The 16,322-nt window shown below is 46.2% G+C and carries 8 protein-coding genes, 8 tRNA genes and 3 rRNA genes; all 19 read right to left on the minus strand.

The features are described 5' to 3' along the window. Window positions 1-259: 259 nt before the first annotated feature. Window positions 260-1,267: an iron ABC transporter permease gene (locus MHI25_RS24635; protein ID WP_076130413.1), complete on the minus strand. Its 1,008-nt coding sequence runs from the start codon at window positions 1,265-1,267 to the stop codon at window positions 260-262. After that, window positions 1,264-2,313 carry an iron ABC transporter permease gene (locus MHI25_RS24640; RefSeq protein ID WP_080742574.1) on the minus strand — a complete coding sequence of 350 codons (1,050 nt, stop codon included), beginning with the start codon at window positions 2,311-2,313 and terminating at the stop codon, window positions 1,264-1,266. The genes MHI25_RS24635 and MHI25_RS24640 overlap by 4 nt, the downstream gene beginning before the upstream one ends. Next, window positions 2,300-4,285: an AraC family transcriptional regulator gene (locus tag MHI25_RS24645; RefSeq protein WP_340394523.1), complete on the minus strand. Its 1,986-nt coding sequence runs from the start codon at window positions 4,283-4,285 to the stop codon at window positions 2,300-2,302. The genes MHI25_RS24640 and MHI25_RS24645 overlap by 14 nt, the downstream gene beginning before the upstream one ends. Window positions 4,286-4,631: 346 nt before the next feature. Then, window positions 4,632-4,713: transfer RNA gene (locus MHI25_RS24650), tRNA-Leu, on the minus strand. 19 nt (window positions 4,714-4,732) lie between these two features. Continuing rightward, a tRNA-Arg gene (locus tag MHI25_RS24655) sits at window positions 4,733-4,809 on the minus strand. Between the two features lie 10 nt (window positions 4,810-4,819). Continuing rightward, a tRNA-Gly gene (locus MHI25_RS24660) sits at window positions 4,820-4,894 on the minus strand. A gap of 36 nt (window positions 4,895-4,930) precedes the next feature. Continuing rightward, window positions 4,931-5,003, minus strand: a tRNA-Lys gene (locus tag MHI25_RS24665). A 14-nt stretch (window positions 5,004-5,017) separates the two neighbouring features. Then, a tRNA-Asp gene (locus MHI25_RS24670) sits at window positions 5,018-5,095 on the minus strand. 25 nt (window positions 5,096-5,120) lie between these two features. Beyond that, window positions 5,121-5,197: transfer RNA gene (locus MHI25_RS24675), tRNA-Met, on the minus strand. An 89-nt stretch (window positions 5,198-5,286) separates the two neighbouring features. After that, a tRNA-Val gene (locus tag MHI25_RS24680) sits at window positions 5,287-5,362 on the minus strand. Window positions 5,363-5,451: 89 nt separating this feature from the next. Continuing rightward, window positions 5,452-5,526, minus strand: a tRNA-Glu gene (locus tag MHI25_RS24685). A gap of 87 nt (window positions 5,527-5,613) precedes the next feature. Then, complete coding sequence (locus tag MHI25_RS24690) at window positions 5,614-5,805, minus strand: hypothetical protein (protein WP_340394524.1); 192 nt, start codon at window positions 5,803-5,805, stop codon at window positions 5,614-5,616. Between the two features lie 187 nt (window positions 5,806-5,992). Then, window positions 5,993-6,109: ribosomal RNA gene (rrf, locus tag MHI25_RS24695) — 5S ribosomal RNA — on the minus strand. Window positions 6,110-6,323: 214 nt separating this feature from the next. Then, window positions 6,324-9,250, minus strand: a 23S ribosomal RNA gene (locus MHI25_RS24700). Window positions 9,251-9,483: 233 nt separating this feature from the next. Further along, window positions 9,484-11,041, minus strand: a 16S ribosomal RNA gene (locus MHI25_RS24705). Together the 16S, 23S and 5S rRNA genes form the textbook arrangement of a ribosomal RNA operon. Window positions 11,042-11,493: 452 nt before the next feature. Beyond that, window positions 11,494-13,233 carry a LysM peptidoglycan-binding domain-containing protein gene (locus tag MHI25_RS24710; protein WP_340394525.1) on the minus strand — a complete coding sequence of 580 codons (1,740 nt, stop codon included), beginning with the start codon at window positions 13,231-13,233 and terminating at the stop codon, window positions 11,494-11,496. A gap of 304 nt (window positions 13,234-13,537) precedes the next feature. Then, entirely contained in the window at window positions 13,538-14,419 is an 882-nt protein-coding gene (gene ilvE, locus MHI25_RS24715; protein ID WP_036685189.1) for a branched-chain-amino-acid transaminase, read from the minus strand. A gap of 4 nt (window positions 14,420-14,423) precedes the next feature. Beyond that, window positions 14,424-15,311 carry a prephenate dehydratase gene (gene pheA, locus MHI25_RS24720; protein ID WP_340394526.1) on the minus strand — a complete coding sequence of 296 codons (888 nt, stop codon included), beginning with the start codon at window positions 15,309-15,311 and terminating at the stop codon, window positions 14,424-14,426. Then, window positions 15,308-16,285, minus strand: a complete 978-nt coding sequence (thrB, locus tag MHI25_RS24725) for a homoserine kinase (RefSeq protein ID WP_038573028.1) — start codon at window positions 16,283-16,285, stop codon at window positions 15,308-15,310. The genes pheA and thrB overlap by 4 nt, the downstream gene beginning before the upstream one ends. Window positions 16,286-16,322: the final 37 nt, after the last annotated feature.

Consider the following 16,322-nt stretch of genomic DNA (forward strand, 5'->3'; position numbering starts at 1 on the left):
CATCATAAACCCAAGTGATTCCTTCATCTTTACTGGTAAGATATATAGTTCCTGCCACACCGGTATCTTGATCAATTAACGAGATAGGGAACAGTCCTTCCTTTCTATTAAAGATAGGAGAAAGGGGATTTTTTTTATATTTATCAAACTTTTCTGGAATTTAATAAGCTCTGAAAATGAAAAAGGTCTATAAAATCGCTTATTAAGCAATCTTATAGACCTTTTTAGTATACGGTGAGAGGCTCGAACCTATCGATATTTATTTTGAACGCATCAATAGATATAGGAAGTAAGGCACACTCAGCATTGTTACAATAATTCCTGCGGGAATATCTGACTTAAAGCTGACCGTTCGAGCAATCGTATCCGCTACAAGCAGCAATAGCGCACCAATAAGCGCTGAAGTAGGTAGAAGCACTTTGTAGTCGTGACCTACCAGCTTGCGAGCCACATGCGGACTAATCAATCCAATAAAGAAGATCGAGCCCCCGAGCGCTACACAGCCAGAAGCTATGCCTACAGCCGCAATCGCCAAGCGCAAAAATTTCTTCTTTACAGCGACTCCTAATCCTATCGAAATTTGGTTGCCTAGCACCAAGACGTTCAATGTCCTGAAATTAAAAAGAATATATACGAATAGCAGCAATACCCAAGGTGCCAACAAGCTGATATAAGACCACTTGTCCCCCCATAAATATCCTGCTTGCCAACGCTGCGCAAACTCATACTTCTGGTCATCAAGCTTTAAGGTCAGGAATAGCGACAGCGCACTAAACCCCATATTGATCGCAACACCAGTCAAGACAAGTCGTGTAGAAGAAATCATACGACGTTTTCTATAGGCTAGAACATAGATCAGAGCTGCTGCCAGCAGACCACCTAAGAATGCCATAGACGGCAGTAATAATGTTATAGCGGCGCCTTGAATGCTTACCGTTGAGATAATCAGCAACACCATAAGACCTGAACCTGAGCTAATACCAAGCATGCCGGGATCAGCCAGATCATTGCGCAGCAAAGCCTGCATAACTGCACCTGCCAGTGCCATCCCAAATCCAACAAGTATCGCTAATACGATCCGAGGAAGACGAAACTTATAAACAACGAGATTATGCTCCTCTGGACCTTGTCCAAGCAATACTTGAAATACTTCAAGTGGATTGAGGGACACCTTTCCCATATTAAGACTAAGAATAGCTCCTGCAATAAGCAGTATTAAAAGAGATAGAATCCATATTGTAGCCTTATGCGATTTAACAACATTCATTTGAAGGCTCTCCTCTCTTTGCTCGCAATTAGCAAGAAGAAAGGAACACCAATCATTGCAAAAATAATGCCCAGTGCTGTCTCTGCCGGACGATTAATCAGCCTTCCTGCGATATCCGCTACAACCATAAGTGCGCCGCCGTAAATGGCTGATGCCGGAATAATATAACGATAATCTACCCCTACAAAAAAACGCATAATATGCGGAATAATCAACCCTACAAAGCCGATTGGCCCTACAAGTGCAACAGCTACACCCGCTAGTAAAAGGACCGCAAGCGTAGCTATCATCTTAACGAGAACGATCCGTTGCCCGAAGCCTTTCGCAATCTCTTCCCCCAAGTTTAAAACAGTGATAGAGCGTGCAATGAATAGTGACAAAGCCAGTCCACCTAAGAACCAAGGTATAACTAGCCTAATTTCCACCCATGTTGCTCCAGCCACACTACCCGAAGTCCAATAAGCAAGGGCACGACCAATTCCATAGTTTAATGAGATAAATGACCCCACAGCTCCAAATAGCATTGTAATTGATATTCCAGCTAGCACCAGTCGTTGAGGTGTCATTCCTGAACGATTCAATGAAGCGGCAAGATACGTTAATCCTGCTCCAAGTCCTGCGCCAATAAAGCTAACCAGCAAGGTTGTTGTCTGCAGTTGCCCTGGAAGAAAAACCAGTGTAACGGCCATTGCAAGAGCTGCTCCTGCATTTACTCCCATTAATCCGGAATCTGCTAAGGGATTTCGCGTATAGCCCTGCATAACCGCTCCTGCTACCGCGAGACACATACCTGCAATAATATCAGCTGCTGTACGCGGAATTCGAAGGGCATGAATAATCTGATGTTCGGTCAGTTCAGGATCAAAATTAAAAATCGCTGTCCATGCCATTTTCAGGCTCATGGAAGCAGAGCCAAATGAGATAGAAGCTGCTACTGAAAGTAGCAGCAGCAGTATCCCTAGGAGTAGAAACAGACCGAAATACGATTTCCCTCTTAAATCAGGGATAACGGTTGTTCTATCATCTAGCTTTCTATTTTTTTTCATACGCTGACACTAGCTTCTCAACTACAAAATCTAGCTGCTTATCAAGAGAGTAGATATCGGAATAATATGAAAAATCAAACCCAATTTCGATCAATCTACCTTCTTTAATTGCTGGAATGCTGTTCCAAATTGGATTGTCCGACAAATCATCAGCCCCATCCCATACAGAGCGGAACACGAAGTCTCCTATATACTCAGGTAACACCTCTAAGGAAACAAACCCTCCAGTAGCCTTCTCTCTGCCATCAATCTTTTTCTGAAGAATCTCTGGTGCTTTTAGCCCTAAATATTCATAAATGATCTGAGAGCCCCTTCCATAAAGCTTGCTATCGATCACCGCCATCTCTTTTTTGCCGCCTTCGATAATGGTTACTGTCTTATCCAAAATTCCAAGTTCATCAAGCTGCTGCTTGCTCTTCTCCAACTTCTCGTGGAAATTATCTAATAGAGCTTGTGCCTCCTGCTCCTTGCCAAATACCTCGCCAATCTTCATTACACGTTCATCCGTCGCCATTTTTTCATAAGGAATTGGAACGGTCGGTGCAATATCCTTAAGGATTTCATAAGTTTCTTCAGAAGCAGCTATGATCAAGTCCGGCTTTACTGCCATAATAGCCTCTGGATTAGGCTCATACCATGAACCTAGATCTTCAATCCCCCCCAGCTCTTCTGCAAAGGCCGCTCCTTCAAAGACACTCGAAGTCCCTACTGGCTTAATGCCGAGGGCCACAAGATCCCCTTGAAGGTATAACACGACAACCCTCTTTGGATTAGCTGGAACAACAATATCTCCCTTTATTGTAGAGATAGTTCTTGTCTGAGCCTCCTTATTGGCATTGTCAGCTGCAGTTGAATTATTTGCTGGTGATGATGTAACTTCAGAAGCTTTGGATCCATTAGAATTTGTGGCATTAGAACCAACACTTGCAGATCCACATGCACTTAAAAGCAAGGTAAAGCTAAGCAGCATTGCTACAATAAAACTTGACGTCTTTGTTAATCTCATAAGTGAAGACCCTCCGGTTATTTCATTTTGATAATAGTAATGATAATGATTATCATACTCAATAACATTATATCGGGAGGATATGTGCTCGCCAATGGAGAATTTGGCGGTGGTAAATGGACGATTGTCCGATGAGCTCACCTGCCTGCTTTCCTTGCGGAACCGGATGGGAGATTGACCATTGTATTTACTGAACATGCGACTGAAGTAATATACATCGTTATATCCAACTTCTTCTGCAATATCGCGAAGTGGAGCATCGGTACATCGTAATAGCTCTTCTGCATGTTTAAGCCGGAATCGTATCAAATATTCAATCAAGCTAAACCCTGTCTCCCCTTTAAAGCGGGTTGATAAATGACGAGGGCTATAATTAAATTGCTCCGCTATAGATTCTAGTGATAAATTATGACGATAATGCTCCTCAATATAACGGACAACCTGCCCAATGACATCCGGTTGCCTGAGGTTAATTCCATCCTTTGTAAACTGCTTTAATAATTCATGTATAAACTGATAGAACAAGCCTTTAACTTGAATTCTTTCCAATTGGCTTCCTTGTGCCCAAAGTTGTTCCATTGCCATTAGTTGATAGTGCAGTGGTAAAGGCTCCAAAGACTCGAAGCTATACTGCATCCGAAATGGATTGCTGCGTTCTAAAAGTCTTGCTAAATCCTTTCTTCCTGGCAAGGAGGCTCTATAGAATAATAAATAGTATTCAAACAACCTCCCTGTCTCTATACTTAGTCTCATGCCCTTGCCACCATGCACAATAAAGTGACGGTCTGCGTCGTAATCTATGCCGTTGAGATTCAAGCTGGCCGTACCCCGCACACAGTAGATAAATCCACATGCTGGTAATACATAGCCTTGCAGCTTGTCCCCAGGCTTCATCACAGCATGTCGAATATCAAGTACTTTAACAGCGGCATAATTCCATGCGAAAATATGATCTTCCAGCTTCATCTTTGCAATACACTCCGATCTGCTCCACAATCTATTTGAATTAATTATATTTCACAATAAATGATAATGATTATCAATTAGTATTAGGTAGTTCCTCTATTTTGTCAATCGCTGTTTAGTATCATGATTGCTTATAGCTTTCGAAGTGGAGCTTCCTCAGGAATGCCTCTATCTCATTCACATATCCGCTTACATTAATCTTCCTCAGTACAACTAAGTACAATTTCTTATTCACACTTGAAGGATGTATCAAAAGTTTTCCGGCACAGGCATGAACGGAATTGTAAAAAAACAAACAAAAAAGTTCATCAGATATAGTATCTAATGAACTTTGAGTTGATTTAGTTGGTACCGGTGAGAGGACTCGAACCTCCACGGTTTCCCTCTCGATTTTGAGTCGAGCGCGTCTGCCATTCCGCCACACCGGCAAAGTATTAAGTTAAAATATGGCGCGCCCTGAGAGATTCGAACTCCCGGCCTTTTGATTCGTAGTCAAACGCTCTATCCAGCTGAGCTAAGGGCGCAAAATTTATATGGAGCGGACGACGGGAATCGAACCCGCGACCCTCGCCTTGGCAAGGCGATGCTCTACCGCTGAGCCACGTCCGCACACGGTATGTATTGATGTCCGACTCACTAAAGAAGTGAGCCATGAAGGACTCGAACCTTCGACACCCTGATTAAAAGTCAGGTGCTCTACCAACTGAGCTAATGGCTCATAAAGCAAGAAAATGGCGGAACCGACGGGATTCGAACCCGCGGTCTCCTGCGTGACAGGCAGGCATGTTAGGCCAACTACACCACGGTTCCAGAAGAATAATTGCTTAATGAAAATTGGTTGCGGGGGCAGGATTTGAACCTGCGACCTTCGGGTTATGAGCCCGACGAGCTACCGGGCTGCTCCACCCCGCGTCAGTAAAAAAGTATTAATTCCCTTGGATTCCTCGGAAAGTATCCGGAATCCTTAGTGAAGCATTAACTTCACTTTTGGGGATGTGTTATGGTGGAGGCTGAGGGGATCGAACCCCCGACCCTCTGCTTGTAAGGCAGATGCTCTCCCAGCTGAGCTAAGCCTCCATGTAAAGAAGCAACTTAATTATCATAACATAATCAAATCTGTAATGCAACCATTTTTTCTAGAAGTCTAATGCTGTTTCAAGAAGAAATGGTGACCCGTATGGGATTCGAACCCATGTTACCTCCGTGAAAGGGAGGTGTCTTAACCCCTTGACCAACGGGCCGTTTTTAAAACAAATTGTTTTGACAACAAAAAAGATTATATCATGTATTATTAAGTATGGCAATACCTAAACTAATTATTTTTCTTTTTAATCTTCACTAGGTAATAGATTGATATGAAGCTTTTGAGCTATTATCTCAACGATTTCACCTATAGTTCTATCATTCGTGTCTAGATGCTGCTTAAATACCTCGTGATCAAGCCCTCTGATCCACCTGTCGATCTGCTGAGCAGCCCAAGGGTCTTTTCCTTCACCTCTAACGCTTAATCTCTTAAGCAAGGTCTCTCGGGAGTCACGCAAACTAAAATGATAAAGCACCATTTATCCATATAATCATGATCATTTGCCTCCATGAACTAATTTTCATTCAAAAACCACTTCACAGTGATTGCCTATCCTTATAATAAACTGCTAAACATCGTACAACAAAAAGACCACTGTCGATTACTCAACAGTAGTCTTGCGTGCTTGGCAACGTCCTACTCTCCCAGGACCCTTCGGTCCAAGTACCATCGGCGCTGGAGGGCTTAACGGTCGTGTTCGGGATGGGTACGCGTGGAACCCCTCCGCTATCGCCACCAAACGGGCATTTGCGGTACAAATGCATTATTCAGGTCTCAGCATCGCCAAATGCTGAAAACAAATTCATCATCACACAGTCACTTGGACTATATAAATCTGAGCTTGATTCCTGAAAACTGAATCCGAAACGAATTTGCGTTTGCCCTTCTTACGGGGCCCCCGGAAAGTATTCGGAATTAGCTTCGCAGCTTCTTCTTCACTTTTTGGGGTATTTTTAGGATAAGCCCTCGACCGATTAGTATTGGTCAGCTCCATGCATTGCTGCACTTCCACCTCCAACCTATCTACCTCGTCGTCTTCAAGGGGTCTTACTAATTGGGAAATCTCATCTTGAGGGGGGCTTCACGCTTAGATGCTTTCAGCGCTTATCCCGTCCGTACGTAGCTACCCAGCCATGCTCCTGGCGGAACAACTGGTGCACCAGCGGTACGTCCATCCCGGTCCTCTCGTACTAAGGACAGCTCCTCTCAAATTTCCTGCGCCCACGACAGATAGGGACCGAACTGTCTCACGACGTTCTGAACCCAGCTCGCGTACCGCTTTAATGGGCGAACAGCCCAACCCTTGGGACCTACTTCAGCCCCAGGATGCGATGAGCCGACATCGAGGTGCCAAACCTCCCCGTCGATGTGGACTCTTGGGGGAGATAAGCCTGTTATCCCCAGGGTAGCTTTTATCCGTTGAGCGATGGCCCTTCCATGCGGTACCACCGGATCACTAAGTCCGACTTTCGTCCCTGCTCGACTTGTAGGTCTCGCAGTCAAGCTCCCTTATGCCTTTGCACTCTGCGAATGATTTCCAACCATTCTGAGGGAACCTTGGAACGCCTCCGTTACTCTTTAGGAGGCGACCGCCCCAGTCAAACTGCCCGCCTGACACGGTCCCCGTACCCGGTAAGGGTACTAGGTTAGAACCTAGATACGATCAGGGTGGTATCCCAACGGCGCCTCCACCGAAGCTTGCGCTCCGATTTCTACGGCTCCCACCTATCCTGTACAGATCGTACCCAAATTCAATATCAAGCTGCAGTAAAGCTCCATGGGGTCTTTCCGTCTTGTCGCGGGTAACCTGCATCTTCACAGGTATTAAAATTTCACCGGATCTCTCGTTGAGACAGCGCCCAAGTCGTTACGCCATTCGTGCGGGTCAGAATTTACCTGACAAGGAATTTCGCTACCTTAGGACCGTTATAGTTACGGCCGCCGTTTACTGGGGCTTCGGTTCATAGCTTCGGGTTACCCCTAACCACTCCCCTTAACCTTCCAGCACCGGGCAGGCGTCAGCCCGTATACTTCGCCTTGCGGCTTCGCACAGACCTGTGTTTTTGCTAAACAGTCGCTTGGGCCTTTTCACTGCGGCCCCCTCGTGCTATTCACACTACCGGGGCACCCCTTCTCCCGAAGTTACGGGGTCATTTTGCCGAGTTCCTTAACGAGAGTTCTTCCGCGCGCCTTAGAATTCTCTTCTCGCCTACCTGTGTCGGTTTGCGGTACGGGCACCTTCTCCTGGCTAGAGGCTTTTCTTGGCAGTGTGAGATCATGACCTTCGCTACTATAATTTTCGCTCCCCATCACAGCCCAGCCTTATCGATGTGCGGATTTGCCTACACATCAGCCTCACTGCTTAGACGGACATCCATCAGTCCGCGTCACTACCCTCCTGCGTCACCCCATCGCTCATAGCGGATTACGGTGGTACAGTAATTTCAAACTGTTGTCCTTCGACTACGCCTTTCGGCCTCGCCTTAGGTCCCGACTTACCCTGAGCGGACGAGCCTTCCTCAGGAAACCTTGGGCTTTCGGCGGATCAGATTCTCACTGATCTTTTCGTTACTCATACCGGCATTCTCACTTGTGTAGTGTCCAGCGCTCTTTTCAGTACACCTTCAACCCCTACACAACGCTCCCCTACCCCAGATACATACGTATCTAGCCATAGCTTCGGTGGTGTGTTTAGCCCCGTTACATTTTCGGCGCAGAGTCACTCGACCAGTGAGCTATTACGCACTCTTTCAATGGTGGCTGCTTCTAAGCCAACATCCTGGTTGTCTGTGCAACTCCACATCCTTTCCCACTTAACACACACTTGGGGACCTTAGCTGATGGTCTGGGCTGTTTCCCTTTTGACAATGGATCTTAGCACTCACTGTCTGACTCCCGGCAATAAGTATATGGCATTCGGAGTTTGACTGAGCTTGGTAATCCTTGCGGACCCCGCACCCAATCAGTGCTCTACCTCCACTACTCTTATACCGAGGCTAGCCCTAAAGCTATTTCGGGGAGAACCAGCTATCTCCGAGTTCGATTGGAATTTCTCCGCTACCCCCACCTCATCCCCGCACTTTTCAACGTACGTGGGTTCGGGCCTCCAGTGCGTGTTACCGCACCTTCACCCTGGACAGGGGTAGATCACACGGTTTCGGGTCTACGTCCACATACTAATTCGCCCTATTCAGACTCGCTTTCGCTGCGGCTCCACCTTCTCGGCTTAACCTTGCATGTTAAACGTAACTCGCCGGTTCATTCTACAAAAGGCACGCCATCACCCATTAATAGGGCTCTGACTTTTTGTAAGCACACGGTTTCAGGTTCTATTTCACTCCCCTTCCGGGGTGCTTTTCACCTTTCCCTCACGGTACTGTTTCACTATCGGTCGCCAGGTAGTATTTAGCCTTAGCAGATGGTCCTGCTGGATTCATACGGGGTTTCACGTGCCCCGCACTACTCGGGATCCGTCTCGGAGAGAATACAGTTTAGGCTACAGGGCTTTTACCTCTATCGCGGGCCTTTCCAGACCTCTTCACCTACCATATTCCTTTGTAACTCCATGTGAGACGTCCCACAACCCCTAAGAGCAAGCTCTTAGGTTTAGGCTGTTCCGCGTTCGCTCGCCGCTACTGACGGAATCACTATTGTTTTCTCTTCCTCAGGGTACTTAGATGTTTCAGTTCCCCTGGTCTGCCTCTACATTTCCTATGTATTCAGAAATGAGTAACTGCGAATTACCACAGCTGGGTTTCCCCATTCGGACACCCCCGGATCAAAGCTTGCTTACAGCTCCCCGAGGCAGTTTCGTTGTTCGCCACGTCCTTCGTCGGCTCCTGGCGCCTAGGCATCCTCCGTGTGCTCTTATTAGCTTAACCTTGATTCTTCCGAAGAAAAATCTCACTAATAACATTTACTTGTTTGCACAAGTTGCTAAAAGATGTTCTAAAACGCAAATTCGTTTCGGTATCCAGTTTTCAAGGATCAAGTCTTACTTGAGAGCTTAAACTCTCAAAACTGAGCAACGAGTGAGTAACAGGCCTAAACCTGAGATTGTGGAAGTTAAACTTCCGATTTGAATGTTCTCATTGCAGAGAACGATTCTCCATAGAAAGGAGGTGATCCAGCCGCACCTTCCGATACGGCTACCTTGTTACGACTTCACCCCAATCATCTACCCCACCTTCGGCGGCTGGCTCCCTTGCGGGTTACCCCACCGACTTCGGGTGTTGTAAACTCTCGTGGTGTGACGGGCGGTGTGTACAAGACCCGGGAACGTATTCACCGCGGCATGCTGATCCGCGATTACTAGCAATTCCGACTTCATGCAGGCGAGTTGCAGCCTGCAATCCGAACTGAGACCGGCTTTGATGGGATTGGCTCCACCTCGCGGCTTCGCTTCCCGTTGTACCGGCCATTGTAGTACGTGTGTAGCCCAGGTCATAAGGGGCATGATGATTTGACGTCATCCCCACCTTCCTCCGGTTTGTCACCGGCAGTCACTCTAGAGTGCCCAGCATTACCTGCTGGCAACTAAAGTTAAGGGTTGCGCTCGTTGCGGGACTTAACCCAACATCTCACGACACGAGCTGACGACAACCATGCACCACCTGTCTCCTCTGTCCCGAAGGCCGCCACTATCTCTAGTGGATTCAGAGGGATGTCAAGACCTGGTAAGGTTCTTCGCGTTGCTTCGAATTAAACCACATACTCCACTGCTTGTGCGGGTCCCCGTCAATTCCTTTGAGTTTCAGTCTTGCGACCGTACTCCCCAGGCGGAGTGCTTACTGTGTTAACTTCGGCACCAAGGGTATCGAAACCCCTAACACCTAGCACTCATCGTTTACGGCGTGGACTACCAGGGTATCTAATCCTGTTTGCTCCCCACGCTTTCGCGCCTCAGCGTCAGTTACAGCCCAGAAAGTCGCCTTCGCCACTGGTGTTCCTCCACATATCTACGCATTTCACCGCTACACGTGGAATTCCACTTTCCTCTTCTGTACTCAAGCCACCCAGTTTCCAGTGCGACCTCAGGTTGAGCCCAAGGTTTAAACACCAGACTTAAATAGCCGCCTGCGCGCGCTTTACGCCCAATAATTCCGGACAACGCTTGCCCCCTACGTATTACCGCGGCTGCTGGCACGTAGTTAGCCGGGGCTTTCTTCTCAGGTACCGTCACTCCGGTAGCAGTTACTCTACCGGACGTTCTTCCCTGGCAACAGAGCTTTACGATCCGAAAACCTTCATCACTCACGCGGCGTTGCTCCGTCAGGCTTTCGCCCATTGCGGAAGATTCCCTACTGCTGCCTCCCGTAGGAGTCTGGGCCGTGTCTCAGTCCCAGTGTGGCCGTTCACCCTCTCAGGTCGGCTACGCATCGTCGCCTTGGTGGGCCGTTACCCCACCAACTAGCTAATGCGCCGCAGGCCCATCCCTCAGTGACAGATTGCTCCGTCTTTCATTCTTCTCTCAGGAGAAAAAAGAAATTATCCGGTATTAGCTACCGTTTCCGGTAGTTATCCCAGTCTGAAGGGCAGGTTGCCTACGTGTTACTCACCCGTCCGCCGCTAAGTCATTTTGAAAGCAAGCTTTCAAAATGACTCCGCTCGACTTGCATGTATTAGGCACGCCGCCAGCGTTCGTCCTGAGCCAGGATCAAACTCTCCAATTAGTATTGAAAAGAGCGATATGCTCATTTTGAAACATCTGACGAGAAAATTAATTCTCTAATTTTGGATTTCACTTACGTGATTTCCCACTCACTCGTTGTTCAGTTTTCAAAGATCAAGTTCTCGTTGGCGCCGTTTAATGTCTCAGCAGCAACTCTTATAATATATCATGCTTTATGATTTATTGCAACTTTTTTTTCAAAGTTCTTTGCAATCTAATTCAGATTAACATTCACCAACCGAAAGCTTTATAGTTCCTCTTTGCGACTGGATTTATAATGTACCATATATCCCTATATAAAAACAACACTTAAAAATTTATATTTTATAAATAAGTGCTTTTGCCCCACTTTATTTAACATCTTTTATCCCTATTTACCTATAAAAAAACGTGTAGATTCTAAGGATACAGAATCTACACGTAAGTCAAACAACGGCTTAATATATAAATTTATTAGTTTGAAATCCAAGGATTTCTACGTTTTTTAGTACTCGCTGCTGAACCTTGAGATTTCGTAGCAGTTTTGCTTTTCTTGCTACTAGGTTGACCTGAGGTCTTTGCTTTTTTGCCTGTTGCTGTTTCCTTTGCTACATTCCCCTTATTCTTGAGAGAAGCGTTAGAAGTTGACTCATCAGTCTCTGTTCTAGCCGTTTCGGGAGATTCCTGCACGAACGCTTCAGGTTCTTGAATTTCCGGCACCCGATTATGCTGCGAATAATTACCTATCCCTGGATACTGCGGATTAGATGGAATATTAGAGTTATCCGGTCCACCAAATGCTCCAAGCGTAGAAGTAGGTACCATTCCCTGATTAGGCATTCCTGCTCCATATGCGGAAAAAGCGTTTGGATTCCCATATTCAGGATAGGTGTTATATACAGGCATGTCATATGAATAAGTTTGCACTGGTTGAATATGCACGCCTCCGCACCCACAAGTTGGCCAAGGAAGGTTCGGCGTCTGTCCTCCATATTGAGGAACAGCATACGGGGAGAAATCCCCGCCAACATTCATGCCAGCAACATTAGCCTCCATCGGATTCCACTGTCCTGGACTCATATTAGGGGCAGCATTGGGATTCCATTGCTCTGGGCTTATGTTTGGCGCGGCATTGGGATTCCATTGTTCTGGGCTCACGTTAGGCGCTGCATTGGGATTCCATTGCTCTGGGCTTATGTTTGGTGCGGCATTTGGATTCCATTGTTCTGGGCTTATGTTTGGCGCGGCATTGGGATTCCATTGTTCTGGACTCATATTAGAATACATATTGCCCGAAAAATAACATGGTGAAATACATTCTGGTGCATAAGCCATTGGCTGAACATAACTTGGTGCCCAGTTCATGTTCATATTAGGGCTATTTTGATATGAATCATAGAGATAAGGATTTCCTCCCAGGCCCGGGTATCCGTTGGAATTATCCCATGAGCAATCATTGTCTGCTTTCTTCTCAGCTTTAGGTGCTTCTTGTTGAGCAATCGGTTCTTGATTTGGAACCGTAATCTGAACAAATAAACTCTGCATTTCAATTTCTTGCACTGGTGCAACTTCCATTTGCATATTAGGCGCAGGATTGGGTGCAATATTTTGTGTATTAATAGGGGCGATGTTTAGCGATGGGTGTGGTGCAGAATTGGATTCAGGTGAGATATTTGTCACTGGTTTAGGTGCAGGTTTAGCTTCTGGCTTGGTCTCTGGTTTTACTTCTGGTTTTACTTCTGGTTTAGTTTCTGGTTTAGGTGCAGGCACTACCTCAGCAGCAGGCTGTTCTTTAGGACCTGTATATTCCTTGCCACCCACCTGCGTTTTCTCTGACGCGTTAGACGGTGTATACCCAGGCTGTGTCGGTGAGGTATTGGATACTTTTTTAGGAATATTAACTACTTCCCCTAGCATAAGTACATTTGGATTCTTTAGTTGGGGATTGGCCTCAACCATATCCTTTAAAGGAATTCCCCAGGCTTTAGATAATTTCCACAAGGTATCTCCTTGTTTAACGGTGTGCTTGTAGTAAACTTCACTGTTCTCCGGTACGGATACAGGGGCCGTAGGTATTTTTACTTTGTCTCCAACCGCTAACACATTCGGATTACTGATCTGCGGGTTTGCTTCAATAATTTTTTGTAACGGCACTCCGTACTTTTGCGATAAGGCATACAAACTATCGCCTTGTTTGACAATGTGTATTTTCACGTAGCATTAACCTCCTAAAAGTTTTGTGGAGTATTGCTTTCTTTACAGCTACACAGCAAAACTGACTTCGAAAGCAAACACCCTTTTCATGGAACATTGCTCTCTTACAAAGTTATATGCGGTACAGCCGCCTCCTTCGTTACTACATCTTATGCAGCCCATGGGCGAATGACATCCCCGAAATAAAAAAAATCCTTTCATGATCCATGAAAAGATTAACCGGAGACTCCCGTTTTCTTCTGCATGTATGCATAAAAGGACTTCTGATGCGTATTCAATGCTATTTACGTTGTATGATTAGTCTTTATTCCCAAACCTTATAGCCATCTTTATCAACCACATTACGGAACTCTTCGAGCAGCTTCAAAGTGATTGGACCCGCTTGTCCTTCACCAATGATCCGGCCGTCAATTTCACGTGCTGCAATAACCTCAGCAGCTGTGCCAGTGAAGAACACCTCGTCCGCTATATAAACATCATGCATTGTGAACGGTTCTTCTTTCAGTTTAATACCTAATTTCTCACAGAGCTCAATGATCGCCAGACGGGTAATTCCTTCAAGGGCTCCCAAGTAACATGGAGGAGTGAAAACTACACCATTTTTGATGATGAAAATGTTATCGCCCGATCCCTCAGTAACATAACCTTGAGCGTTCATCATGATGGCTTCGTCGGCTTCTGCCAAGTTGGATTGGATTTTTACTAGGATATTGTTTAGGTAATTAAGCGATTTGATCTTTGGATTGAGTGCATCCGGAATATTACGGCGTTGGGACACAGAAACTGCACGAAGTCCGTTCAAATACGCTTGTTCTGGGTAAATAGCCAGTTGCTCAACGATAATAATTACACTAGCTTTTGGACAACGACGCGGATCAAGACCTAAGTTCCCTGGTCCCCGGGACACGATCAGTCGAATATAGCCATTCCGCATGTCGTTAAGACGAATCGTTTCAGCCATAGCTTCCAGCATCTCATCATACGTTAGCGGAATGTCCAGCATGATCGATTTTGCCGAATCATACAGTCTGTCCAAATGCTCTTTACATTTAAATATATTGCCGTTATAGATACGGATACCTTCAAAAATGCCGTCTCCATACAAAAAACCGTGATCAAAAACGGATACCTTTGCATTTTCCTTCGTTACGTGTTGTCCATCCAAATAGATCCATTGCTCAGCCATGAATTTACTGCACCTCCGCTTTCTCTTCCTCATAGGTGTATGTGGGATACGAGCCCAGAATCCTTACCTGACAGCCTAAAGCACTAATTTCTTCAATAGCCCCTGGCAGCAGAACAGATTCTATCGGTTCCAGCACATCAATATAAAAATAATAAGTACCCAGCTTCTTCTTCGTTGGTCGTGATTCAATACGCGATAAATTCAGTTTCCGCCAGGAAAAAGCAGCAAGCACCTGATGCAAGGCACCTGGAAAATCCTCTGGCAGCGTTACTAGAACACTCGTCTTTACTCCTGTGCTGCTCCGCGGAAGATCTATCTTCTGTGGACCAACCAGGACAAACCGTGTGTAGTTGTTGTTGTGATCTGTAATTTGCCGATCTACAATCTCCAGCCCATGAGTAGCGGCGCCAAGAGCGGTACCGATAGCAGCCCAGCCCTTGCCGGGATTGTTTTTGACGATTTCCACAGCTTCAGAGGTACTTCCGACCGACTCCAGTTCAGCCCAAGGGGCATGCTTACGAACAAATTGCATGCATTGCGCCATTGCTACGGGGTGCGAAAGGATTTTTACCATCTTGGTGAAATCCTTGTTGCCGTCTGTATCTGTGAATTCCCTTGGGTTACCGATAAGATTCTGTATCGATGGAAAAATCCATTCCGTCTGCATTGGCAGATCCACTTCATTGATGAGCCAATCGATGTGAAGACTAACTGAGCCTTCAATGGTATTTTCAATCGGAATCACGCTGTAATCGGTGGTACCATTCGCCGTAGAGAGAAATACATCGGAAATTAACTTGTGATGCACAAGCTTTACAGGTTCACCGTTAAACAAATGCAGCAGCGCTTCGTGGGATACCGAGCCCTGCGGCAATACCGCTATTGGTTTCATGACCGTACTCCTTTTATCATATCCAAAAATGATACGTTTTGCATCTCGTTTATTTCGAGCAGCTCTGTAGTAACTCCAGAAGCACAAGGTGTTAACCAGCAGGTCCGAGCGGAAATGCCATGTTCCTGCATCGTATTCTTCAAGAAGGCCTCAAGCTCACTCTTACGGGTCTCTTGGCGATCCACTAAACATAGCAGAGTCGGTCCAGCACCGCTAAGTGCGATCCCTAAAGCACCGTGTTCAGGAGCTTCTGCGAGCAGCTTCTCCATGCCCGGTATAAGCGGTGCACGATACGGCTGATGCAGGCGATCCTGCATCGCTCTGCTAAGCAGGTCAAGCCGGCCTGATGCCAGCGAAGCCGTCAATAGAGAGGTTCTGCTAATGTTGTACACAGCATCACTAACTGAGATTTCTGTTGGAAGCAATCCCCGCGCTTTTGTGGTTTCCAGTTCGAATTCAGGAATAACCACCAGCACCTCAAGATTTTGTGGTGGTTCTAGCCGAACATAATCCGCATGTTCACCATCCCACACGGCAGTAATAATGCCGCCAAACAAGGAGGCACCCACATTATCGGGATGTTTCTCAAGCTGGGTAGCCATATCAAACAGCTTAGCATTATCCAGCGGAGAGCCAATCATTGTGTTCGCTGCGGCCATTCCGCCAATAATAGCTGAGGCACTGCTGCCGAGTCCACGCGTAAGCGGAATCTCCGAGTACATGGATATCGATAATTCAGGCACCGTAACGCCTGCCTCTGCAAATACCATTTGAGCGACCTTATAGAGTAAATTACTCTTATCCTGAGCCACTCCATTCATCTCATCACCATATAGATGAAAAACAGTCTCCTCTGCTTCCTCCATCTCAATCCAGGCATATAGCGGCAAAGCCATACCCAGAGTATCGAAGCCCGGACCAAGATTGGCAGTACTAGCAGGCACTTTAACCCTAGCTCTTCCGTAAATACTCATAACAGGTACAATCTCCTTACTATGTTTTGAAATATGA

The organism is Paenibacillus sp. FSL E2-0177 (assembly GCF_037992975.1).
Lineage (GTDB): Bacteria > Bacillota > Bacilli > Paenibacillales > Paenibacillaceae > Paenibacillus_AQ > Paenibacillus_AQ odorifer.